Source organism: Streptomyces gobiensis (assembly GCF_021216675.1).
Lineage (GTDB): Bacteria > Actinomycetota > Actinomycetes > Streptomycetales > Streptomycetaceae > Streptomyces > Streptomyces gobiensis.
The window spans coordinates 4,063,925-4,086,119 of sequence record NZ_CP086120.1; the positions used below are offsets into that span (position 1 = coordinate 4,063,925).

At 69.3% G+C, this 22,195-nt stretch carries 25 protein-coding genes; 15 read left to right on the forward strand and 10 right to left on the reverse strand.

The features are described from left to right. Positions 1 to 67: 67 nt before the first annotated feature. Positions 68 to 1,177 carry a ferritin-like domain-containing protein gene (locus tag test1122_RS19085; RefSeq protein WP_232270384.1) on the reverse strand — a complete coding sequence of 370 codons (1,110 nt, stop codon included), beginning with the start codon at positions 1,175 to 1,177 and terminating at the stop codon, positions 68 to 70. 180 nt (positions 1,178 to 1,357) lie between these two features. On the opposite strand from test1122_RS19085, the gene test1122_RS19090 reads away from it, so the two are divergent. Then, on the forward strand, positions 1,358 to 2,299 hold the full coding sequence (locus test1122_RS19090; protein ID WP_232270385.1) for an AurF N-oxygenase family protein: 942 nt from the start codon (positions 1,358 to 1,360) through the stop codon (positions 2,297 to 2,299). Between the two features lie 58 nt (positions 2,300 to 2,357). Beyond that, positions 2,358 to 3,071, forward strand: a complete 714-nt coding sequence (locus test1122_RS19095; RefSeq protein ID WP_232270386.1) for a TetR/AcrR family transcriptional regulator — start codon at positions 2,358 to 2,360, stop codon at positions 3,069 to 3,071. Between the two features lie 277 nt (positions 3,072 to 3,348). Here test1122_RS19095 and test1122_RS19100 read toward each other — a convergent pair whose 3' ends face one another. Beyond that, entirely contained in the window at positions 3,349 to 3,561 is a 213-nt protein-coding gene (locus tag test1122_RS19100; protein ID WP_232271981.1) for a DUF397 domain-containing protein, read from the reverse strand. A 351-nt stretch (positions 3,562 to 3,912) separates the two neighbouring features. Further along, positions 3,913 to 4,452, reverse strand: a complete 540-nt coding sequence (locus test1122_RS19110; RefSeq protein WP_338423579.1) for a bifunctional DNA primase/polymerase — start codon at positions 4,450 to 4,452, stop codon at positions 3,913 to 3,915. 391 nt (positions 4,453 to 4,843) lie between these two features. Here test1122_RS19110 and test1122_RS19115 point away from each other — a divergent pair, with 391 nt between their 5' ends. Next, on the forward strand, positions 4,844 to 6,091 hold the full coding sequence (locus tag test1122_RS19115; RefSeq protein ID WP_232271982.1) for an NsdA family TPR-like regulatory protein: 1,248 nt from the start codon (positions 4,844 to 4,846) through the stop codon (positions 6,089 to 6,091). 6 nt (positions 6,092 to 6,097) lie between these two features. Here the strand turns inward: test1122_RS19115 and test1122_RS19120 are convergent, their stop codons facing one another. After that, a complete protein-coding gene (locus test1122_RS19120; RefSeq protein ID WP_232270388.1) occupies positions 6,098 to 7,021 on the reverse strand; it encodes an aminoglycoside phosphotransferase family protein in 924 nt (307 codons plus the stop codon). A gap of 181 nt (positions 7,022 to 7,202) precedes the next feature. Here test1122_RS19120 and test1122_RS19125 point away from each other — a divergent pair, with 181 nt between their 5' ends. After that, positions 7,203 to 7,466, forward strand: a complete 264-nt coding sequence (locus test1122_RS19125; protein WP_232270389.1) for a CopG family transcriptional regulator — start codon at positions 7,203 to 7,205, stop codon at positions 7,464 to 7,466. Continuing rightward, the gene (locus test1122_RS19130; RefSeq protein WP_232270390.1) at positions 7,463 to 7,876 is read left to right on the forward strand and encodes a type II toxin-antitoxin system VapC family toxin; all 414 of its coding nucleotides are present in this window, start codon (positions 7,463 to 7,465) and stop codon (positions 7,874 to 7,876) included. Before test1122_RS19125 ends, test1122_RS19130 begins: the two co-directional genes overlap by 4 nt. A 35-nt stretch (positions 7,877 to 7,911) precedes the next feature. On the opposite strand, the gene test1122_RS19135 is transcribed toward test1122_RS19130, so the two are convergent. Then, entirely contained in the window at positions 7,912 to 8,373 is a 462-nt protein-coding gene (locus test1122_RS19135; RefSeq protein WP_232270391.1) for a hypothetical protein, read from the reverse strand. Between the two features lie 242 nt (positions 8,374 to 8,615). On the opposite strand from test1122_RS19135, the gene test1122_RS19140 reads away from it, so the two are divergent. From test1122_RS19140 to test1122_RS19175, 8 genes are read left to right on the forward strand one after another with little or no spacing between them, the layout of a single operon-like run. Next, on the forward strand, positions 8,616 to 8,966 hold the full coding sequence (locus tag test1122_RS19140) for an NADH-quinone oxidoreductase subunit A (RefSeq protein ID WP_422397013.1): 351 nt from the start codon (positions 8,616 to 8,618) through the stop codon (positions 8,964 to 8,966). A gap of 2 nt (positions 8,967 to 8,968) precedes the next feature. Beyond that, positions 8,969 to 10,090, forward strand: coding sequence for a hypothetical protein (locus tag test1122_RS19145; RefSeq protein ID WP_232270393.1), 1,122 nt, complete (start codon positions 8,969 to 8,971; stop codon positions 10,088 to 10,090). After that, the gene (locus tag test1122_RS19150; protein ID WP_232271983.1) at positions 10,090 to 10,992 is read left to right on the forward strand and encodes an NADH-quinone oxidoreductase subunit H; all 903 of its coding nucleotides are present in this window, start codon (positions 10,090 to 10,092) and stop codon (positions 10,990 to 10,992) included. The genes test1122_RS19145 and test1122_RS19150 overlap by 1 nt, the downstream gene beginning before the upstream one ends. 3 nt (positions 10,993 to 10,995) lie before the next feature. Beyond that, on the forward strand, positions 10,996 to 11,568 hold the full coding sequence (locus test1122_RS19155; protein ID WP_232270394.1) for an NADH-quinone oxidoreductase subunit J: 573 nt from the start codon (positions 10,996 to 10,998) through the stop codon (positions 11,566 to 11,568). Further along, entirely contained in the window at positions 11,565 to 11,870 is a 306-nt protein-coding gene (gene nuoK, locus test1122_RS19160) for an NADH-quinone oxidoreductase subunit NuoK (protein WP_232270395.1), read from the forward strand. The genes test1122_RS19155 and nuoK overlap by 4 nt, the downstream gene beginning before the upstream one ends. Then, positions 11,867 to 13,762 carry a proton-conducting transporter transmembrane domain-containing protein gene (locus test1122_RS19165; RefSeq protein ID WP_232270396.1) on the forward strand — a complete coding sequence of 632 codons (1,896 nt, stop codon included), beginning with the start codon at positions 11,867 to 11,869 and terminating at the stop codon, positions 13,760 to 13,762. The genes nuoK and test1122_RS19165 overlap by 4 nt, the downstream gene beginning before the upstream one ends. A gap of 2 nt (positions 13,763 to 13,764) precedes the next feature. Then, positions 13,765 to 15,267 carry a complex I subunit 4 family protein gene (locus tag test1122_RS19170; protein ID WP_232271984.1) on the forward strand — a complete coding sequence of 501 codons (1,503 nt, stop codon included), beginning with the start codon at positions 13,765 to 13,767 and terminating at the stop codon, positions 15,265 to 15,267. A 9-nt stretch (positions 15,268 to 15,276) separates the two neighbouring features. After that, a complete protein-coding gene (locus test1122_RS19175) occupies positions 15,277 to 16,689 on the forward strand; it encodes an NADH-quinone oxidoreductase subunit N (protein WP_232270397.1) in 1,413 nt (470 codons plus the stop codon). 4 nt (positions 16,690 to 16,693) lie between these two features. Here test1122_RS19175 and test1122_RS19180 read toward each other — a convergent pair whose 3' ends face one another. Beyond that, positions 16,694 to 17,350: an SCO family protein gene (locus tag test1122_RS19180; protein WP_232270398.1), complete on the reverse strand. Its 657-nt coding sequence runs from the start codon at positions 17,348 to 17,350 to the stop codon at positions 16,694 to 16,696. 213 nt (positions 17,351 to 17,563) lie between these two features. Between test1122_RS19180 and test1122_RS19185 the strand changes: the two genes are divergently transcribed. Further along, a complete protein-coding gene (locus tag test1122_RS19185) occupies positions 17,564 to 17,842 on the forward strand; it encodes an SHOCT domain-containing protein (protein ID WP_232270399.1) in 279 nt (92 codons plus the stop codon). 119 nt (positions 17,843 to 17,961) lie between these two features. Here the strand turns inward: test1122_RS19185 and test1122_RS19190 are convergent, their stop codons facing one another. From test1122_RS19190 to test1122_RS19200, 3 genes are all read right to left on the reverse strand, one after another. Continuing rightward, complete coding sequence (locus tag test1122_RS19190) at positions 17,962 to 18,609, reverse strand: DUF305 domain-containing protein (protein ID WP_422397014.1); 648 nt, start codon at positions 18,607 to 18,609, stop codon at positions 17,962 to 17,964. Further along, the gene (locus tag test1122_RS19195; RefSeq protein WP_232270400.1) at positions 18,606 to 19,253 is read right to left on the reverse strand and encodes a DUF3105 domain-containing protein; all 648 of its coding nucleotides are present in this window, start codon (positions 19,251 to 19,253) and stop codon (positions 18,606 to 18,608) included. The genes test1122_RS19190 and test1122_RS19195 overlap by 4 nt, the downstream gene beginning before the upstream one ends. Positions 19,254 to 19,354: 101 nt before the next feature. After that, a complete protein-coding gene (locus test1122_RS19200) occupies positions 19,355 to 19,819 on the reverse strand; it encodes a hypothetical protein (protein ID WP_232270401.1) in 465 nt (154 codons plus the stop codon). Between the two features lie 189 nt (positions 19,820 to 20,008). On the opposite strand from test1122_RS19200, the gene test1122_RS19205 reads away from it, so the two are divergent. Then, positions 20,009 to 20,884 (forward strand): F510_1955 family glycosylhydrolase, encoded by an 876-nt coding sequence (locus tag test1122_RS19205; protein ID WP_232270402.1) that lies wholly within the window; start codon positions 20,009 to 20,011, stop codon positions 20,882 to 20,884. 27 nt (positions 20,885 to 20,911) lie between these two features. Here test1122_RS19205 and test1122_RS19210 read toward each other — a convergent pair whose 3' ends face one another. After that, on the reverse strand, positions 20,912 to 21,913 hold the full coding sequence (locus test1122_RS19210; protein WP_232270403.1) for an acetylserotonin O-methyltransferase: 1,002 nt from the start codon (positions 21,911 to 21,913) through the stop codon (positions 20,912 to 20,914). Positions 21,914 to 22,195 lie beyond the last annotated feature (282 nt).

Here is a 22,195-nt window from a genome sequence, read left to right on the forward strand (position 1 = left end):
AGGCGGGGTGGGAGGGCTACGTAGGCGGAGATGCCGCTGCCGGTTGAGGAGGGGCCGCCGACGGGCCTCAGTCGGCTGCCGCGCCCTGGGCGATGGCCTCGGCGACCTCCGCTGTGCGTTCTGCTTCTTCCGCCGCGAAGCGCTCCGCGTCGAGCTTCTCGGCGATTTCCTCGTCCTCGGCCATCAGCAGGTCCAGATTGGCGTCGCCCAGTTCAAAGACGCCCATGTCGACGTAGGCGCGCTGCAGGCGTTCGCCCCAGAGGCCGATGTCCTTTACGCAGGGGACGATGCGGCTGAAGAGAAGCTGGCGGAAGAGTTTCAGATACTCTGACTGCTCGCTGAAGGCATCGGCTTCCTTGGCCGATATACCGAAGTGCTCCAGCACTTCGGTTCCCTTCAGCCGGTCGCGCATCAGATAGCACCCCTCAATGACGAATTCCTCGCGTTCGCGGAGTTCCGCCTCGGACAGCTGCTTGTAGTAGTCGCGCAGAGCCATGCGGCCGAACGCGACATGGCGTGCCTCGTCCTGCATGACATAGGCGAGGATCTGTTTGGGCAGGGGCTTGTCGGTCGTATCGCGGAGCATGCCGAAGGCGGCCAGGGCCAAGCCTTCGATCAGAACCTGCATGCCCAGATACGGCATATCCCAGCGTGAGTCGCGGAGGGTGTCGCCGAGCAGGGACTGGAGGTTGTCATTGATCGGGTAGACCATCCCGACCTTCTCATGGAGGAAGCGGCTGTAGATCTCCGCGTGCCGGGCCTCGTCCATGGTCTGGGTCGCGGAGTAGAACTTGGCGTCCAGATCCGGAACTGATTCGACAATACGGGCTGCGCAGACCATCGCCCCCTGCTCGCCGTGGAGGAACTGGCTGAACTGCCAGGAGGCGTAGTGACGGCGGAGTTCGGACTTGTCCCTTTCGGTGAGTTTGGACCAGTACGGGGTGTCATACAGCACCAGCGCCTCATCCGGGACGCCCAGTGGGTCGTAAGGGTCGACCTCCAGGTCCCAGTCGATGCGTTTGGTGCCGTCCCACTGCTTGTCCTTGCCCTTCTGGTAGAGGGCGAGCAACCGGTCGCGGCCATCGTCATATTCCCAGCTGAAGCGGGCCGCACCGGAGGCGGGCACCTGCCACTGGGGGTCTCCCGGGTCTTTCGCGTACAGCTCATGCGTCGGCATGGGTGCCTCCTGGCGCTGCGGAGTCCCGCACATGGATGGGTAGTTGGCAGGCTCACACGGCTGTTACCGCCTGGTCAACAAGTTGCGCACAGGGGATTGACGAGCTTGCTGACACAGAGTCTTATAAGGGGCGTGAAGAATGTGACCGCCGGTAACCCCCACCTGTGAGGTGCCTCAGCCATGACGACCGCCCCAGATTTCGCCGACGAGAAAACCGTGCTGCGGGATGCGCTCGGCCTGCTCAAGGACCGTGAGCAGGTGGCCGAGCGGCTGCTTGACTCCTCCCGGAAGCACTCCTTCGACCCGGACAAGGAACTGGACTGGGACGCGCCCTTTGAGGAGGGCAAGTGGTTCTGGCCGCCGGAGCTGGTCTCCCTCTACGACACCCCCCTGTGGCAGCGGATGTCCGAGGAGCAGCGGATGGAGCTGGCCCGCCACGAGGCGGCCTCGCTCGCTTCGCTGGGGATCTGGTTCGAGATCATTCTGATGCAGCTGCTGGTGCGGCACATCTACGACAAGTCGCTGGTTAGCGCGCATGTGCGGTACGCGCTTACGGAGATCGCCGATGAGTGCCGTCACTCGATGATGTTCGCCCGGCTCATCACCAAGGGCGGCGCTCCGGCCTACCCGGTCAGCAAGCTCAACCACAACCTTGCCCGGGTGCTCAAGACCGTCTCCACCACTCCCGGCTCCTTCGCCTGCACGCTGCTCGGCGAGGAGATCCTGGACTGGATGCAGCGACTGACCTTCCCGGACGAGCGGGTCCAGCCGCTGGTGCGCGGTGTCACCCGGATCCATGTCGTCGAGGAGGCCCGGCATGTGCGGTACGCCCGCGAGGAACTGCGCCGCCAGATGGTGCGGGCCCCGCGCTGGGAGCAGGAGCTGACCCGGATCAGCTCGGGCGAGGCGGCGCGGGTCTTCTCCATCGCCTTCGTCAACCCGCAGGTGTATACGAATGTGGGGCTGGACAGGCGCGAGGCCGTCGCCCAGGTGCGGGCGAGCGGTCACCGCCGGGAGGTCATGCAGACCGGCGCGCAGCGGCTCACCGATTTCCTGGACGAGATAGGTGTGCTGCGGGGCATAGGCCGCAAGCTGTGGAAGAGCTCCGGGCTGCTCGCTTGAGGGCCGCGGCCCCCGGGGGGCGCCACCCCGCAGCAGAGCACCGGGTTACGCTCCAGGCATGACCCTCCCCGCGTACCGACGGCTCAGCGTGGCACAGCGGCGTGGTCAACTGATCACCACCGCACTCGGTCTTTTCGCACACCGCGCGCCCGAGGAGATCTCGCTCGACGATGTCGCCACAGCGGCCGGGGTCTCCCGGCCGCTGGTTTACCGCTACTTCCCCGGCGGCAAGCAGCAGCTGTACGAGGCGGCGCTGCGCACCGCGGCCGATGAGCTGGAGCAGTGCTTCGCCGAGCCCCAGTCGGGGCCGCTGACCCGGCGGCTGTCGCGCGCCCTGGACCGCTATCTCGCCTTCGTCGACGAGCATGACGCGGGCTTCACCGCGCTGCTTCACGGTGGCAGTGTCGTTGAGACATCCCGTACGACGGCGATAGTCGATGAGGTCCGGCGGGCCGCCGCTGAGCAGATTCTCCTCCATCTCCAGGTGCCGGAGCCGGGACCGCAGCTGCGGATGATGGTCCGCACCTGGATATCGGCAGTGGAGGCCGCCTCGCTGATCTGGCTGGACGAGGGCAAGCAGCCACCGCTGGACGAGCTGCGCGACTGGCTCGTCGACCACTTTGTCGCGGTACTGACCGCCACCGCCGCCCGGGATCCGCAGACCGCGCGGGCGGCCGAGGCCGCGCTCGCCCTGGAGCGGGCGGACGGGCCGGTGGGTGACCTGGCCCGCCGGGTGCTGCCGGTCGTCAGCAACGCCGCTCATCTGCTGTGAGACCGGACCGGCCCACCAGCTGCGCAGGCAGCAAAGAGCCCCGTCATGCGCCACGGGGCGGCGCACGACGGGGGCGGAACGTACCGGCTCAGTGTTCCCGTGGCCGGTACGGCAACTGTGTGGCCTTACCCCGCCACGGCTCCGGCCCCGGACACGGAGGGGGCTTCGGAGGGGCTACCGGTTCGCCACACGGAAGGCAGAAGGCCCAACCCGTTTCTGGGTCCGCCTCGCACTCAGCGTGGCAGCGCGGGCACTTCTGCATTGGCGGCCTCTCAAGTCATGCCGTGATGTCGTACTCCCCGGCCTTCACGGCGTCGGCGAAGAGCGCCCACGACTCCGCTGTCATGGTAACGACGGTCTCGGGGGCGCTGGTGTCGCGCAACGCCACTACGCCGGGCACGTTGGTGGCTACCTCTGGGCAGTTGTTGACCCCGGAGCGGGGGCGGCACGCGGACACACCGACGAACTCAAACGCGGGTCGTTCAGTCATGTGCTCTTCCTTCCCTTGTTCTGCGGGGAGTCGGTCCCCGCGCCGTTGTGCGCAACCCGCCCCGATCACTCGGCCTGTCCAGGGCTTTTCGCTGATCGGGGCGGGGGCTTTTGGGTTATTCCTCACGCGCCGGAGGAGTTCGGCAAGTCGATCCGCCGTCTCCGGAGACACACAGCCCAGGTCAATGAGCTCCAGACCGAAGGCATTGAGGTCTGCGCGCAGGTAGGGGAACTGGTCTTGCACCCGGCTTCGATCAGGACGTCTCGCAGGGATGCGACGGCGTTGCGGGCGGCATACCACTCGTGGCTGTCGACCGGGGACCAGTTCGTGGCGTCCCGGGTCGGATCGGTGTCACCGGGCACGGGTCGCCCCCGGCTCAGGGTGTTCGGGACGGGCGTGCTCCTGGCCGTATCGCTCCGCACGAGCGACAAGCGAGGACGCGGCGACGAACATGGCTGCCAGAGCGGCGATCCGGGCGGGGTTGGCTTCCGGTCGGCGCATGGGCGCGCAAAGCCAGGTGTAGCGGTCTCCGCTTAGCGGCATCGGGCCGGGCACGACCACCACCGATCCCGTGGACAGGTACCGGTATTGCGGGGGCTCTTGGGTTTCACACTTGACCATCCCTCTGAATCGGCCCAGCGAATTGGAGGGCAGGAAGAACCCGACACGTCGCGATCCCCAGTCGACTGAGACCGGGCCGAGTGGCATGCATCGCCGGTCGATTTGGTCGAAGGTCTCCAGGCCGATGCGCTGTTCCAGTACGACCAAGTCGAACAGTCGGCCAGTAGGCAGGGCGTACGGGCGTCGAGGATCCTCGGCCCACTGTGCGCGGCAGTCTGCGGGATCGTCGGCAGCTGCGGACAGCCACTGCATGCCGCGTCGGGTCATCATCTGCACCAGAGCCCACCTCGTTCGGTCCACCCAGCGGCCGGGTTGTGCCGCTGTGAATCGAGCATCTGCCGTAGGCCCCTGAGCTGGGCAGATGACGACAGATGACGAGAGGCGACCCCGGCACGCTGCATCCGTCACCTCGCGTCACCCCACAACGGGCTGCCGGAATCGTTTGATCGGTTTCCGCGCGAGTTGCCGACTCCGTACAGTCATCAGAGACGGAGAACCGCCCGATGCCGGGGCAGGGGTGAGGACGACGAAGCCGGTACAGATGAGGGGCTCACAGCTTCGAGATGCCCGCAAGGAACTTGGCTGGGGACAGTTACGTCTCGTGAGCGAACTTCGCCGGGTGGCCGTGCAGCGAGGCGAATCGCTGCCAGCCGATGCCAGCGTGAAGCGGCGCATTGCGAGTTGGGAGAACGGGCACAGCACGCCGGATGAGTTCTATGGCGGTCTGCTCGCCACCGCACTCGGCAGGAGCCCTGCGGAATTGGGCCTTGCGATGGAGAGTGACGGACAACAACCACTGTCTCCTGGCTATCCAGCAAGTCCAGAAGCGGCGGTCACCACCGTTGAGCAGTTGTGGCGCGCGGACCTACGTGACTACGAGTCCTTGATGGATTCGGAACCGTCCGAGCCGGCTTGGGACGAAGCATCGGTTCGATGGCTGGTAGCGCCAGAACCCGCACCCATGCCAAGCCAGGGGGGTGCAGGTCCACGCGTAGGGCTGGCCGACGTGGCAACCGTCAAGACGACGAGCGACATGTTCGCGCAGCTCGATGACCGGTTCGGTGGTGAGCATGCGCGGCACGCACTCATCCAGTACCTGAGCAGGCACGTGGCCACGCTGCTCGCTGGCCAGTACACCGAGTCGGTAGGCAGAGCACTCCTTGCCACGGTTGCCGAGTCGACCTTGCTCGCCGCATGGATGTCGTACGACTCCGGGCATCATGGACTGGCCCAGCGGTACTTCATCCAGGCGTTGCGTCTGGCTCAGGACGGCGGGGACCGTCGACTTGCCGGAAGCATCCTGTCGGCCATGAGCCACCAGGCCACGTTCCTGGGACGCTTCGACCACGCCGCCACGCTGGCCCGAGCTGCCCGAATGGGGATCTCAGGGGTGGCGACGCCGACCCTCAACGCTCAGTTCCATGCGATGGAGGCCCGCGCGCTGGCCCGCACCGGTGACAACCGGGCGTGCGAGCTGGCGTTGTCGGAAGCTACGCGAGCGCTGGATGGTCGCAACAGTGGCGACGAGCCGGAGTGGATCACGTACTTCGATGATGCGGAGTGCGCCGCTGAGGCCGCACACTGCTTCCGGGACGTCGATCACGCCCGCCGGGCCGTCGAGCACGCGGAGAACGCCATGAGCGGGACCCACGTCCGCAGCGACTTCTTCGCCACCGTCGTACTCGCTGATGCTCACGTCCGAGCTGGTGATCTCGAAGAGGGGTGCCGGGTGGCACTCGATGCTCTTGACCTCGGTGCTCAGCTCAAGTCGGCCCGCTGCGTCAGCTACCTTGCCGAGTTCCGCCAGCGTCTCGTAGCGGTAGGGCAGTCGTCCGTGCTGGACGACTTCCAAGAGCAGGCGGGGGAGCATCGCATGTGGCTCGCGGCCGAACATCGAGCGGAGCGGTAGCTGCTCTCAGAACGGTTGCCAGTCGCGCCGACTGCCATCTGTCCGCAGCGCGCGAAGGCGGCGGGAGAACTCCTCCGCCGAGCGGGGATCAGTCGTGACCTTGTGGCCGAGCCAGATGGTCATCATCAGTTCGCGCAGCTCAGCCAAGGCTGGGTATCCGGGCCAGTTCATGAGGTCGAAGCCGTAGTGGAAGACGAAGGACTCGTACTCCGTTCGGGTGTGCCAGCCGAAGCGGTCGTAGTAGAGCGCGGTCAGCACGAGGTCCCACTCGCGCTGGGCCAGCGCGAAGCCGTCCAGGTCGATGAGGATGGCTCGGCCGCTGTGGTCCCGGATGGCGTTGCCGACGTTCGCATCACCGTGCGTTATGCCGAACGGTAGGACGAAGTCGAGCTTGTCGTACGCCTTGAGCAGGTCGGATGCCCGCTGTTCCAGGAACGTGCGATCGTCCGCAGAGACGCCGTCGAGGCCGCGAAGTGACCGCCACGTCTTGGCGGCGGGGTCGAAGTACGGAAGGCCCAGCGACTCCGGTCCCTCCAGCCAGTGCAAGCGCCGTAGAAGGTCGGCCAGTTCATCAAGGCTGGCGTACTCGCCCCGGTCCTGCGCGTTCTCCCAGAAGGTGACGACGCGCCCGCCAACGAGTAGGGGCTGTTTGACGTCCGGCAGGACGCGCATGGCGGGGAAGCTCTCAGCGGCGAGCCAGCGCGCCACCCGTACGGCACGGTCCATCTGGTCACGTACGGCGGGGTCACGGGCGATGCGCACGACAACGGGGGAGGAGGCGAGCCGATATACCGCGTTCGATCCGAGCCGCAGCAGTTCGGCGCCGGTAGGGTCGAGGCTGGCTGAGCGACACGCTTCTGTCAGCACCGCTCCTGCGCTCTCAGCCGTGAACCCTGTTGTGCTGTCACGTTCCTCATCGCTCCGGGCCATGTCATCGACGCTACCGCCCGGCAGCGGCGCCCCGACGGGCGGTCTACGTGGCGATGGCCTGATGATCACGCGCGCCTGGCGTGGCGGCTTAACACCCAGGTCAGCGCACACACGCGCACTGGGCCTCCAGCGGTTGGCGATCTTGTCTCGTTAGCGGAGTATCAGCGGTAGCATAGACAGCATGAGTGAGCCTACTCAGAAATACTCGATCACCATGCCCCGTGACATCGCGGAAGCCGCTCGCGCCCGTAGCGGTCCCTCCGGGCTGTCCGCGTACGTCGCTGCGGCCGTCGCCCGGCAGATCGAGCGGGACAATCTCAACGAGCTCATCGCAGTCGCCGAGGCCGAGCATGGACCCATCACTGAAGAAGAGATCCAGGCCAGGCGTGAGCAGCTTCAGCGTGCCCGCGAGCAGCAGCGGCCCTCCGGGACGAGCGCCGCGTGACACGCTCCACCGCCGTACCGGGCGGCACGCTGGTCCTCGATAGCGAGGGGCTGGCCAAGGCCGTACTGCGCGACCGTGAGGTCACCGGGTGGCTCGCCCTGGCCCGGGCGGACGACGCACGCGTTGTCACCAGCGCGGCCACCCTCGTCGAGGTGATCCACCCAAGGATCAAACGCCCGGCTCTCGAATGGACTCTGTCCCGTATTGTCGTCGAGCCGGTTACGGAGTCCATCGCCCGCCACGCGGCGGCACTCCTCGCCGATGCCGCCCTGCACGGACACAAGTACGCCATTGATGCCATGCTCTGCGCCACCGCCCTGGCAGCTCCCGGACCCGTTACCGTGCTTACCTCCGATCCCGAGGACCTCACCACCCTCTGCGGGGGGCTTATCACCGTGATCAAGACCTGACGCCCCGTCAGTGAATTCCGCTTCACCCACCGCTGTCAGCTGGTCAGGTCGTGGATCCTGACGTAGAGGTCGTTCGCTGATTCGGCCAGTTGGCCGGCGTGACGGGCTTGTCTGGACGTCACCACTCTCTTTTCCGTATCGGTGGACTCCGGTGCGTAGACGGCAGCCGAAGCCTGGTCGTAGCTCGAGTAGACATCGATGAGCAGCGCCTCAAGCTGCGGACATTTCAGTGCCACATACGGGCGCAGCTCCTTGATGCTGTTCCGGGCCTCCAGCCCGCCCGAGGCCGACCACCAGGCCGCATCGCGATACTCGTCCGCTGCCTCGTTACCGAGGCGCCGCAGCCTGAGGGCGTGATCACTCAGCTTGAGCAGCTGCTCTTTGAGCTCTCGCTGTGACCTTTCCCGGCGCTCCAGCCAGTAGACATAGAGACCTGCTGGGCCGCCCAGGATCCCAAGAACTCCGCCGATACCGCCCAGCCAATCCGTCGCCGACATGCCATGACTCTCTGTGACCCTCGGCATCGCTGCACGTCTGCAGAGGCCGAACGGGGCAACGCATACGCCGGGACGGATGGGGAAACACGGCATGCGGTGCTGAGCCTGCGCGGAAGCGGGTGTTTGGGCTCCGGCTCGGGCAACGGGGTGACATCCGGTGGGTGCGGCACCGGATGACAGCGGTGAACGGGCGTCGGACTGTCACGCTTCGTCAGGGCCGTTGCGAGAGGGTGGAGGTGCGTGTGAGCGAGTTTACGGATGTGGGCGTCATGCTGGGGCTCGCCGTTGGAGCGGTCGTGGGGCTGCGCCTGCTGCACCGGTTGACGGCCATTCGGGCGACGCCGCTGCTCAGCGGGCCCTTTTTGTCCGGGGCACGTCCCGAGGAGCATGCGGTGTCGCGGTTCCATGCCCGGTGGTATGTGTTGACGCTGCTGTTCCTGGCCTTCGATGTCGAGATGCTGTTCATGTATCCATGGGCGGTCGTCGTCGCTGAGATGGGGGCCGGGGCCGTCGTGGAGATGTTCGCCTTTCTCGGCCTGCTGATGTGCGGTGTCCTCTACGCCTGGCGGGAGGGCGCCCTGCGGTGGGCCTGAGCATGGCCTGGTGGTCCGGTCTGCCGGAGCGGCTGGCGGGGTGGGCCGCGAGCCGTCCGCATGTGCTGCCGGTGGTGTGTCCGGGCGCCACGGAAGTGCGGCTGGAGGCCGAAGCGGTGGTGGCGGCGCTGGGCGGGCGGCTGGTTCCGACGCCGGCCGATGCCGATGTTCTGCTGGTCATCGGGGAGCCGTCGGCGGAGCTGCGGGCGGCTGCCGATGAGGTGTGGGCTCAGCTGCCGGGACCGCGTGTGCGGGGACAGGTGGTGCGGCCCGGCCAGGTGGGTGAGGTGCTGCGGGGGCTGCTGCCCGCGCTCGCCGACCGTCGGCAGGTGGCCGAAGCCGCCGGGCGGGACGATGCGTGGCAGCCGAGCGGGACGGATATGCCGGGTGGGTTGCCGATGGCCGACCGGGGTGAGGACCGGGACGGGCTGAAACTGGACGTACTGCGTGTGCCGTTGGGGCCGGTGCTGCCGCACTGGCCGGCGGGCCTGGTCATCGACACCCTGCTGCAGGGCGATGTGGTGCAGCGGGCCCATGGCCGGGTGCTCGCCTCGGCAGGGACGGGTGGCCCGCCGTACTGGCGGAGCGGCCGGGAGGCCGCGATGGGCGACCGGCGACGGGCGGCCTGCCATCTGGACTCGCTCGGGCGGCTGCTGGCCGTGGCGGGCTGGGCATCGGCCGCGCACTCGGCCGGGCGGCTGCGCGACCGGCTGCTCGCCGGGGAACCGCAGGCGCGGGTCAGGCGCGGATTTCTGGCGTGGCGGCGGCGCGTTGAGCGCTCGCGGCCGCTTCGCTGGGCGACCGATGGGCTCGGGGTGCTTGACGCCGGTCACGCGGCCCGCCTGGGGGTTGACGGCCCCGCCGCCCGGGCGGGGCCCCCGTATGACGCGACGGCCCGCTGGCGGCAGTGGCTTGCGGAGACGGACCGTCTGCTGGCCGGTGAACCGGCTCCGGAGGACGGCGGTCCGCGTGGGCGGCCCGATCGCGGGGCGCCACCGTCCCGGGGCCTGCTGGCGGCGGCGGTTGAGCTGATGCCGGGGCTGGATCTCACGGCGGCCCGGCTGCTGGTGGCGAGCTTCGACCCCGATACGGATGAGCTGGCCCCGGGGGAGGGGGTGCGGTGATGGTCACCGGGGCCCCGGCCTGGGCGGTCTTCCCCGCCGGCGCCGCGCTGCTCGGCACGGCCCTCGTGGGGGCCGTACTCGATGGCGCCCTTGACCGCCGGTGGGATCGTCCGCTCGCCGAGGTGGTGCGGCTCTTGCGGCAGCGCGGTCGGCGGACGGTGGCGGCGGACCAGCTGCTGTGGCGGGTGGGGACGGCCGGGCCGCTGGTCGTCGCTCTGCTGATGGCCGTGGTGGTGCCGGTCGGCGGGACGGTGGTGGCGGATCTGCCGGTGGGGATCGTGTGGTTCAACGCCATGGACGTTGTGCTGTGGGCGGTGGTGTGGCTGGCGGGGTGGGGGCCCAACAGCGTGCATCCGCTGGTCGGTGGCTACCGGTTTCTCGCCCAGGCGCTGAGTTACGAACTGCCGCTGATGTTCGCCCTCACCGCACCGGCGGTGGCGGCACAGAGCCTGCGCGTGGGCGAGGTCGCCGTGGCTCAGCGCGGACTGTGGTACGCCGTGTGGATGCCGGTGGCCTTTGTGGTGTTCGTGGGATCGGTGGCCGCGTTCAGCATGTGGGGGCCGTTCGGTTATCCGGTGGGCCGTGATGCCGCCGGTGGTGTGCTGGCCGAGGCGGCCGGGGTGGACCGTCTGCTGCTGCTGGCCGGCCGGTACGCGCTGCTGGCCGCCGGGTCGGGTATGGCGGTCGCGCTGTTTCTGGGCGGCGGTGCCGGGCCCTGGCTGCCCGGCTGGGCGTGGACGGTGGTGAAGACGCTGGTAGTGCTCGCGGCGCTGATCGTGGTCCGTGGGCGGTTGCCCGCCGTGCACCCGGAGCGGCTGGCCCGTATCGGATGGCTGGTGGCCCTGCCCGCCGTGCTGGCGCAGGTGCTGGTGGTCTCCGTCGTCGTCGTGGTGAGGGGATGAGGCGTGGTGCAGCTCGCCCTGTTCTGTCTGTTCGCCGTTGTCGCGGTCGCCTCCGGTGTGGCGGTGTTCCGGGTGGATTCCATGGCCCGGGCGACATACGCCCTGGCCCTGTCGTTCGTGGCCGTGGGCGCGGTACTGCTCCTGCTGGATCTGGCCTATCTGGGCGTGGTCACGGTGCTGATGATGGTGATGGAGATGGCCATTATGGCCGTATTCATGATCATGTTCATGATGAATCCCGGCGGGCTCATGCCGATGTCCATGCTGCACAACAAGCGTGGCGCCCTCGCCCTGTCCGCCGTCGTCTTCCTCGCCCTGGGCGCGGGCGCGCTGCTCCTGCCGTGGCCCAAGCGCCGGGGTACCGCGCCCGCCGACCCCACGCAGGCCGTGGGCGAAGCGCTGATGGGTCCCAAGATGCTGGTGATGATGGGCATCGGTGCGGTGCTGTTCACCACCATCGTGGCGGCCCTCGTCCTGGCCTCCGCCCACGGCCGGTACGACCACGGCCCGTACGACCGCGGAGGGTCCGGAGCGCGCCAGCCGCAGGACCGGACCACGGCGGAGGACGGGACATGACGCTGGAGCTGTTGCTGCTGCTGGCCGCCGCCCTGTTCGCGGTGGGGCTGTTCGGAGCCTTGAGCCAGCAGTCCGTGGTGATGGTGATGATGGGCCTGGAGCTGATGCTCAACGGCGTCATCGTGGCGGGGGCCGCCTTCTGGTACTTCCTGGCCCCGGCGAACGCGGACGGGCAGGTACTGGTGCTGCTGGTCATCGCGGCCATGACCGTCGAGATGGCCATGGGCTTCGCCGTGGTGACGCTGCTGTTCCGCGCCAAGGACGTGGATACGACCGATATGGCAGCGGAGCTGAAGCGATGAGCGCGGCACATGGGGCGGACGCCGTGCTGTGGGCCATGGTCGCGCTGCCCGCCGTCACCGGCGGACTCCTCGCCCTGTCCGGCGGCCGTCCACGACCTCACCGGGCAGGCCCAGCGGCCCCCGGCACCGGCCGGGCCGCGCCGGTCATCGCCCTGGTCACGGCGGCGGTGACGCTCGGACTGGCCCTCACCGCCGCGCTGACCCGGCCGTCCGTACAGGCCCCGTTCCTGGCAGGCGGGCCACTGGCCCTCAGCGTTGACGGTCTGTCCGCTCTGGTGGTGGTGACGGTGGCCACCGTCAGCCTGCTCGTCCTCGCCTTCGCCGCGGCCGATGTATCCGTCGAACGGCCCCGCTTCTTCGGTCTGATGCTGCTCTTCACGGCCGCCGTCCTGGTCACCGCTACGGCGACGACGCTGACCGGGCTGCTGCTGGCCTGGGAGATCATGGGCGCCGCCTCATACGCGCTCATCGCCTTCCGCTGGCGCGAGAACGAGCCCGTGGCGGCGGGCGCCACCGCGTTCCTGACGACCCGGGTGGCCGACCTCGGGCTGTATCTGGCAGCCGGGGCCGCCCTGGCCGCGGACTCCGGTGCCATTCCCGCGCTGTCCCTGGGCGGCCTCGCGGCCCTGGAAGGCCCCTGGCTGCACCTCGCGGCCGCCGGTGCCCTGGTCACCGCTCTGGGCAAGGCCGCACAACTGCCCTTCTCCTTCTGGCTGTCGAAGGCCATGCTCGGGCCCAGCCCCGTCAGCGCCCTGCTGCACTCGGCCGCCATGGTGGCCATGGGCGGCTATCTGCTGCTGCGGCTGCGGCCACTGCTGGAGGCCGCCGGATGGGCGGCGCCCGTGGCGGCGTGGGCCGGTGCGCTCACCGCACTCGGTCTCGGTGTGGTCGCCCTCGCCCAGCGGGACCTCAAGCAGCTGCTCGCCGCCTCCACCAGCGCCCAGCTCGGCTTTGTCGTCCTGGCCGCCGGTACGGGGAGTATCGCGGGCGGCACCGCCCACTTCATCGCCCACGCGGCCGTCAAGTCACTGCTGTTCCTCGCGGCCGGAGCCTGGGTCTCGGCACTGGGAACGCAGCATCTTCCCGCCCTGCGCGGCGCCGCCCGGCGGCAACGGGCGGTAGGGGCTCCGTTCACCGTGGCGGCGCTCGCCCTGGCGGGGGTGCCGCCCCTGTCGTTGTGGGCCACCAAGGACGAGATCCTGGCCGCCGTCGACTCCCCGGCCCTGTACGGGGTGGCGCTGGCCGCCGCGCTGCTCTCGGCGCTGTATGCGGGCAAGGCCATCGGATTCGTACTGCGGCCGGCCCCGGGCCGCCCTCACCCAGGGCAGCGCGAGGGCAGGCGGGCCCGGCCGCTGGAGGCCGGACCGCTGATGCCGCTCGCGCTCGGCGCCGCCGTACTGGGCCTCCTCGCGCTGCCCCCGCTGAGCCAGTGGCTGAAGGAAACCGTCGGCGCTGTCGCGGAGCCGTCAGCCACGTTCAGCACCATGCTGGCCACCGCCGTGCTGGCCCTGGCGGGAGCCGCGAGCGCCGCGCTGCTCGCCCCGCGCCTTCCCGAGCCCCCCTGGGCACATGCCTGGCTGCACCTGGAGAAGGGGGCTCACGCGGCGGCCGTACAGCCCGCCCTCGCCCTGGCCCGCTTGCTCGCCCGGTTCGATGACGCGGTGCTGGACCGCGCCGTCATGGCCGCCGCCGTAGCCGTCCGCCGTCTGTCGTCCTGGTGCGCGACCTCCGACCGCCGCGGGGTCGACGGCCTCGTACGGGGCATCGCCCTCGGCACCCGGCGCCTTGGCGATCTGGCCCGCCGTCCGCAGACCGGGCAGCTGCACCAGTACTACGCCCAGGCGGTGGCCCTGCTCGTCGCGGCCGTCGCCCTGCTTCTGCTGCTGAGGTGAGCATGCTCTCCCTGACCGTCTTTCTCCCACTCGCCGCCGCCGTGGTGCTCATTGTCTGGCGCGGACTTCCCGACACCGCCGTGCGCTGGACCTGGGTCGCCGTGTCCGCCGCCGAACTCGCTGCGGTGGTCTATCTGTGGGTCACCTACCAGGGGCCGGACCTCGGCCACGAAACCAACCGCCCCTGGATCCCCGGCGCCGGTTCCGGCTACCACATCGGCGTCGACGGCCTCTCGCTGCCACTGCTGGCCCTGACCGCCGTCGTCTTTCTGGCCTGTGCCCTGTACTCGCTGCGCGGCCAGCGTGACATCCGCCGCTTCGCCGCGCTCTTCCTTGCCCTGGAGACCACCAGCCTCGGCCTGTTCGCCGCCGCCGACCTCATCCTCTTCTTTCTCTTCTTCGATCTGTCCATCGTCGGCATGTACTTCGTCATCGCCGGCTGGGGCCATGGCGAGCCCGCCCGCTCGGCCCTGAAGTTCTTCCTCTACACCTTCCTCGGCTCGCTCGCCCTGCTGCTCGGCTTTATCGGCCTGTACGCGGCCTCCTCGCCGCACACCTTCGACATGGCCGAACTGACCCGCCGCCCGCCGCTGGAGGACGGTGGCCCGGCCGGCGCCCTGGTCCTGCTCGCGATCGCCATCGGCCTGGCGGTGAAGACGCCGACCTTTCCCTTCCACACCTGGCTGCCCCCGGCCCACACCGACGCCCCCGCCGCCGGGTCCGCCGTACTCGCCGCGATCCTGCTGAAGATGGGCACCTATGGGTTCGTACGGATCGCCATGCCGGTGCTGCCGGGCTCCTGGCGCCGCTACGCGCTGGCCTTCGTCGTCATCGGCGTCATCTCCGCGCTCTACGGCGCCCTGGTCGCCCTCGCCCAGACCAGCTTCAAACGCATGATCGCCTACACCAGCGTCAACCACATGGGGTACATCCTGCTCGCGCTCGGCGCCGCCGGTCTCATCGCGCAGTCCGACGCCCAGGCCCGTTCCGTCGCCGTCACCGGAGCGGTCGTCCAGATGGTCAGCCATGGCCTCATCACCGGCGCTCTGTTCCTGCTCTCCGGCATTCTGTGGGACCGCGGCGGCACCTATGAGATGGACTCCTACGGCGGACTGGCCGGACCCGCGCCGCGGTTCGCCGCGTTCACGGCCATCGCGGCCTTCGCCAGCCTCGGCCTGCCCGGGTTCAGCGGGTTCATCGCCGAGTTCCAGATCTTCGCCGGCAGCCTCGGCTCGGCACCGGTCGCCACGGCCCTGGCGCTGCTGGGCATCCTGGTGACCGCCGGCCTGTTCCTGTGGGCGCTGCACCGGCTCTTCCTGGGCCCGGCGCGTCACCCCCGGGCCGCCGTCCGCGCCGTCCCCGGTGTGCTCGATCTGCGGCCCGCCGAGACCTGGGCGGTCGCGCCGCTGCTCGCCCTCGCCCTGGCCATCGGCGTCTTCCCCCGGCTGCTGCTCGACACGGTCGATCCCGCCGCCCGGACGGCCGTCGAGCTGGTGGCCCGGTGAGTTGACCGTATGCGCATGGACCCGCTCGCCCTCGTCCCGGAACTCTGCCTGCTGCTCGGCGCCGTCGTCACCCTGCTCAGCGGCTCCTGGCTGCCCCGGCACCGCCAGTGGATCGCGGGGCTGCTGGCCGGGAGCGCCCTGGCCGCCTCACTGACCGCCGCAGCGGTCCTGGCCGCCGGGCCGGACCGTACGGTCTACGCGGGCACCTACGCGCTGGACGGGGCCACCGACGCGGCCCGCGTCATCGTCCCGGCGGCCGCGCTGCTCGTGCTCGCCCTCTCGGCGGGGCGCGTACGCGGTGACCGGCGCGAGAGCGAGTTCTCCGTCCTGGTCCTGCTGGCCTCGCTCGGCAGCGTGCTGCTGGCCGGTGCCTCGGATCTGCTGGTGCTGGCCGTCGCCTATCTGCTCGCCTCCATTTCCCTGTACGCGCTGGTGGGCTGGGGCCGTGACCAGAACGGGGCGGAGGCCGCGCTGAAGGTCTATCTGCTGGGGGCGCTGTTCGGCATCACCATGCTGCTGGGCGTCGCTTTCCTCTACGGCCTCGGCGGGGCCACCGCCTACGCCGCCCTCGCCGATGGGCTCGCCGGCGCCCCCGCGGGAGCCCTCGCGGCGGGCACGGTGACCCTGCTGGCCGGACTGCTGTTCAAGGCGGGCGCGATTCCCGCGCACTTCTGGGTGCCGGACGCCGCAGCCGGGGCGACCGTACCGGCGGCGGCCTTCCTCACGACGGTCCCCAAGATCGGCGCACTGATCGCCCTGTACCGGGTGCTCACGATCCTGCCCGGCGCCGCTCTCGACTGGCGTCTGCTGGTCGCCGCCCTCGCCGCCGCGAGCATGACGCTGGGCAATCTGGCCGCGTTCGCCCAGACCGATCCCCGGCGGCTGCTCGGCTACTCCACGATCAGCCAGGTCGGCTACCTCCTCATGGCGGTCGCCGTCGCCGCCCGCCCCGACGCCCTGCGCAGCCTGCTCTTCTACCTCGCCGCATACGCGGTGACCAACCTCGGCGCCTTCGCCGTCGTCGCCGCGCTGCCGGCCCTGCGCACCCTGCGTTCCTACAGCGGCCTGGGCAGCCACCACCCCTGGCTCACGGGCGCGCTCGTGGTCTGCCTCCTCGGCCTGGTCGGCACCCCGCCCACGGCGGTCTTCATCGGCAAACTGACCGTGTTCTCCGCCACCTGGAGCGGCGCCATGCCCTGGCTTGTCGCGGTCGCGGCCCTCAACACCCTCGCCAGCCTCTTCTACTATCTGCGCTGGATCGCCCCGGCGGTCACGCCCGGCAGCCACGGACCCGCCGGAGCCGGGGCAGCGGCGGACCACTGGGCAGGCGGCACCGCGGTCGCCGCCGCGGCGGCGACCCTGGTGCTCGGGGCAGGCGCTGGCCTGGTGCTCCCCTCCCTCAGCGACGTCCTCACCCGATGACGACTCACGGCACCTGTCCCTTGAGAAGCTTCGGGAGGTCCTTGGCGTAGTGGTCGGCGGTGGTCTCCCCGCCGCTGTAGATCACATGCGCCTTGTTGTCCTTCGGGGAGAAGGCGAGCACCGTCTTGCCGTGCGCGGAGACGACATTGCCTTCCTTGTCCTTCGTCGGCTCCTCGATGCCGATGCCCACACTGCGGGCGGCGGCCTGAATGGCGGAGAAGTCACCGCTGAGGCCGATGAAGTCCGAGTCTCCGGCACTGGGCAGCCATGTGCCGAGCTCCTGGGGGGTGTCCCGTTCGGGGTCGGTGGTGACGAAGACGACCCGGAGCTTGTCCTGCTCGGCCTTGGACAGCCCCTGGTACGCGATCGCGAGGTTGCTCACGGTCAGCGGACAGGCGTCCGGGCAGTGGGTGTAGCCGAAGTAGAGCAGGGTCAGCCGGTCCTCGGTCTCCGCACGCAGGTCGAACTTCTTGCCGTGAGTGTCGGTGAGAACCAGATCCGGCTTGCTGAACGGCTGATCGAGTACGGTCGCGGGCTTGTCCGGTCCCGCGGTGGCGTCGGTCGAGAAGAGCGGCACCTCCTCAGTCCCGGCGCCGCAGGCGGTCAGGGTGAGCGCGGCGACCGCGGTGAGCGCGGCGACGAACAGGGTGGGCTTGCGCATATGTACGTCCCCCCGGGAGCGGTAGCGGTGAGGCACGTATGCCTGACGTCCGGATGGAAAACTAAGCTGGTTAGGTATTAGCGTGTGGAGTCTACGGCAGACCGATGCCGGCGCCGCGCCCGCCCCGTCCAGGCATCGTCTCCCGTGCGGTGGGTAGTCGGAGAAACCAGGAGCAGCCTTCTCGGCAGCGCCCGGGAGGAGGGCGGAGAGACCATGTGCGGCTGGATGAACGGCATGATGGGCGGGGGCATGGGCCCCTGGATGATGATCGTTTGGTGGCTGGGCGTCCTCATCTTCCTCGCGCTTGCCGTCACCGGGCTGGTCTGGCTGGTCCGCTCCCTCACTGGCGGGCCGGGCGCGCGCAGGCCCGCCGACCAGGAGACCAAGCCCGCCGACCAGGAGACACCGCGGGAGATCCTGCGGCGGCGCTACGCTGCCGGGGAGATCGATGAGGACGAGTACCTGCGGCGGCTCTCTGGGCTCGACCAGTGATGACCGACCTCTGAGGCATCCCACGCGGGCGTGCGGCCACCGCTCGCAGCGGTGGCCGACCTGGTGAGTGGCAGACCGCAGGGGGCGGTGGCCGCGTGGGCTACCGCCCCCTGCTGAGGTTATTCCTGGGTGCTCCCGCCGCGGGCCTTGACCATGTCGGCCATGAGCCGCATCTCCGAACGCTGGCCACGGACCATGCCCTTGGCCAGATCCTTGATCTGCTCGTCCTCGGCCAGATCGACGGCGCCCTGGGCCATATCGACGCCGCCGCGGTGGTGTGCGGTCATCAGCTTCAGATAGAGCACCTCGGCGGCCTGGCCCTTGGCTTCACGCAGCTTGTCCAGCTGGGTGTTGGTGGCCATGCCCGGCATGAGGGAGCCATCCTTCGGCTCGTACTCCCCGGTCTCCTCGTGGTGAGGCATCCAGGCCATCGGCGGCTTCCGTGAGACCGTCGGCAGCCCCCAGACCTCCAGGCGGCCCAGGAGCATGCCACGCTGGTTGGCCTGGGTGTTGATGATGTCGTAGGCCAGGCGACGCACCTCCTCGTCCTCGGTGCGGTCGCGCACGAGGAACGACAGGTCCACGGCCTGCTGGTGGTGGACGGCCATATCCCGGGCGAACCCCGCGTCCGCCGAATCCGCGCTGGGCACCCCCGGATCCGCCTCCGGAAGGTTCTTCACCACGACCAGGGCGAGGACCACCAGCCACAGGCCGACGAAGGCAGCACCTCCGGCCAGCCACCACCGGCGTGACAGGGACGCGCTCACTCCATGCTCCCGCCGGAGCAGGTGGCGCCCTTCTCGGGGGTCTGCTCACCCTGGACGTACTTGTCCAAGAACTGGTCCACGCGTGGGTCCGACGCCTTGTCCACCTCCAGTTGGTGGCCCCAGGCGGTCAGGGTGATCGGGGAGGACTGGTCCTTGTACGGGCTCAGGAACGTGTACGAGGTCTTGGCCACCCGGTCCTTGAGGGACTCGACATCGGCCTTGGCCGCCTTGTCGTTGTGGGTGATCCAGACGGCGCCGTGCTCCAGGGAGTGGACGGCGTTCTCCTCCTTGATCTCCTTGGTGTACACCTTGGCGTCACAGTCGGCCCAGATCGGGTGGTGTTCGCCGCCCGCCGCCGGGCTCATCGGGTAGTCGACCTGTGTCTGGACATGATCCTGGCTCAGGTCCTCCCAGGTTTTCACTCCCCGCACCGGGGCGGCCTTCGCCGCCTCCTTGGCCTGCTGCGCCTCATTGGCGGAGGACCACAGATACCAGCCGCCACCGAGCGTGGCGGCCAGGACGGCGGTGACGGCGGTGATGGTGATGATCTTGTTGCGGCGCTCGCGGGCCTGCTCAGCGCGGCGCATCTCGTCTATGCGGGCGCGGCGGGCCGCGGCCTTGGACTGCTTGTTGGCGGAACCCATGGGGATGTCCTTCTGCTTCGTCTCTCTGCGTACGGATCGGAGCGCGGGGACCGGAGCCAGCTGTACGCACCCTTGTGCGTACACACTCCGGCTGCCGTGCTCTACACCCGCAGCAGCTGCAGAAGGTGGAGATCCGGCGGTCGGGGCGCTGGCCCGCCGGGAATCGAGGCGGTGGCCGGGTGCGCCGATGAGGCCGGTACGGAGACCTGTCCACCTTCCGGGATACCCCATGGACCGGCATGAGGCGAGGTATCGCGGACGCCGTCCGGCACGGGCAGCCCGCAGTGCCGGGGACTGTCCTCCCGTACGCACTCTTCACACGGGACCTGATCAGCCGCGTGAGGCCCCGCGACGGTGTGACCGACCGTGCTCACCGCCGCATACGGGGCTGGTGAACCCGGTTCCGTATCCGAGGGCTGCGGAGCGGCCACGGCGGCCCCGCACATCAGCGCGGCCGAGGCCAGGGCCGTCAGCACGATGGCCAGCAGACGGGCGACCAGCCCCCAGGGGCCGCGCCCGATGGCGGACCCGGTGTCTACGGACCCGGCCGTGCCGGACTGGGCCATACCGGTCACTCCTGCTACCTAAGCCTCATAGGAATAAAAGTGAACTTACCAGATACTCAGTTTCCGGCCGGAGGTGATGGTCACGCGCCCCTCAGCTCTCCGAAGTAAATTAGGTTATGGTGCGCCGGGCCGGACCCGTGTCGGCCACGGCCGCCCCCATACGCATCTCAGCCGCGCCAGAGGACCCTGATGACCTTCCGCTTCCGCACTCCCACCGCAGCTGTCGCAGTCCTGCTCGCGGCGGTCCTGACCGCCTGCTCCAGTGACTCCGGCGGCTCAGATGAGGGCCATGACCGCACCCGCGATGGCTCCGACGCTGTCTCTGTCAGTCACATCCATGGGCTGGGTATCGATCCCGCTGACGGGCGGCTCTATGTCGCCACACACCATGGTGTGATCGCCGTGGACAAGGACGGCGACGCAGAGCGTGTCGGCGATCAGTCCGACTACATGGGCTTCACGGTGACCGGCGAGTCCACCTTCCTCGGCAGCGGCCACCCGGAGGAGGGCAGCGGTGAGCCCGCTCACCGTGGCCTGATCAAGAGCACGGACGCGGGCAAGACCTGGAAGACCCTCTCCCTGGGCGGCGAGGCCGACTTCCACGCCCTGGAATACGCCCACAACACCGTCTACGGCTATGACAGCACCCGCGGCCAGGTCCGCGTCAGCAAGGACGGCAAGCGCTGGGACGACCGCGCCAAGATCCCCGCGATCGACCTCGCCGTCAGCCCGAAAAACCCCGGCCTGGTGCTGGCCACCACCCAGCAGGGCGTCGCCAAGAGCACCAACGGCGGCAACACCTTCGCCGAAGGCGCCGGACCCACCCTCGTCTTCATCTCCTGGGCAGCCACCCCGGACGCTCTCTACGGCATCGACCCCCATGGCGCGGTGCACCGCAGCACCGACAACGGCAAGACCTGGAAGAAGACCGGTACCGTCCCCGGCGGCGGACCCCAGGCTCTCACCGTCATCGACGCCAAGCACGTACTCGCCGCCACCGAGAACGGCGTCTATGAATCCCGCGACGGCGGCAAGACCTTCACCGAGCGCCTGTCGGCCTCGTAAACCAGCGGCAGCGCCTCACCGGAGCCACTACTTCGTCGCCACCAGAAGTGGTGAAGGGGCGAGTACGTCAACGGCCTCGACGGAGCGGAAGCCGGCATCGGTCAGCCAGGTCCGGTAGTCGCGCATCGTGAAGACGTCGCCGTCCTGGGAGAAGAGAAGCAGATCCGTCGCGGCGAAGACCAGTGGGATGTCGGGGCCGGTGCGGGTGTCGTCGGGGATCATGTCGCCGATCAGCAGGGTGCCGCCGTCGCGGAGGGCCGCGTAGGACTTCTCGATCAGCCTGCGGCCCCAGTCGGGCCCCTCCGTGTGGACGATGTAGCCGAGGGTGACCAGGTCGTAGCCGTTGCCGAAGGGCACCTCGCGCAGGTTTCCGCAGATGTGCTCGTAGCGGTCGGCGACGCCGAAGCGTTCGGTGAACGTCCTGGTGACGGCGGTGACCTCGGGGTGGTCGACCGTGGTCACCCGCACCTGAGGCAGGTCCAGGGCGAAGGCGAGTGACCAGGCGCCGGAACCGGCCGCCACGTCCAGCACCCGGCGGATGCCGGCGCGGGTGTGCTGCGGCAGTGCGGCGACTGCGGCCCGGGCGGCCCCGAAGCTCATCGGGAACCACGCCGAGACAAGCTGCGGGAAGTGCTCGCGGCCCGCGCTCTCCTCCTCCCACCGGGCGGTCGGTTCTCCTGAGCGGACCACATCGGTCAGTCGCGGCCACTGGTCCCACAGCGCCCGGGTTTCATGGCACATGTCGCCCAGGTAGGACGGGGAGTCGCGGACAAGGAACCGCCGGGAGACGGCGGTGAGTTCGTACGTTCCGCCCTCCGACTCCAGATAGCCGAGGCCGGTCAGGGCGTCGAGGATACGCCGGACGCCGCGCGGCGCCGCACCGGCGGCCGCCGCGGCCTCCTCCGCGGTGCGCGCCCCGGCCGCGAGGTGTGAGAAGAGGCCCAGCTCAACGGCGGTGATGAGGACCTGTGTCGCCCGTGGTGCCCATAGATCGTCGATGATCTGCTCCGGGGTGACGAAAGCACTCATCTCACTCGGCACGGTCGGGCCTTCCCTTCTGGCTCTGCGGGGCCGCTGTCGCGGTGCGGCCTAGGGGGTGTCTGGTGGATCTCCGCGGCGTCGCGACGCCTGGCACGCACGCTCGCTGCGTTGTCGTCGGTCGCCAACCAACCAGGTTGGCTTCCTCCTCCGCTTTGCGATCGCACGCACCAGACGCCGCTCCTCCCTCCACGGAGATCCACCAGACACCCCCTAAGTGTCCATAAGGCGGCTGCTGAACCACCGGACTGGGCGGTCCGTATGATATCCGCC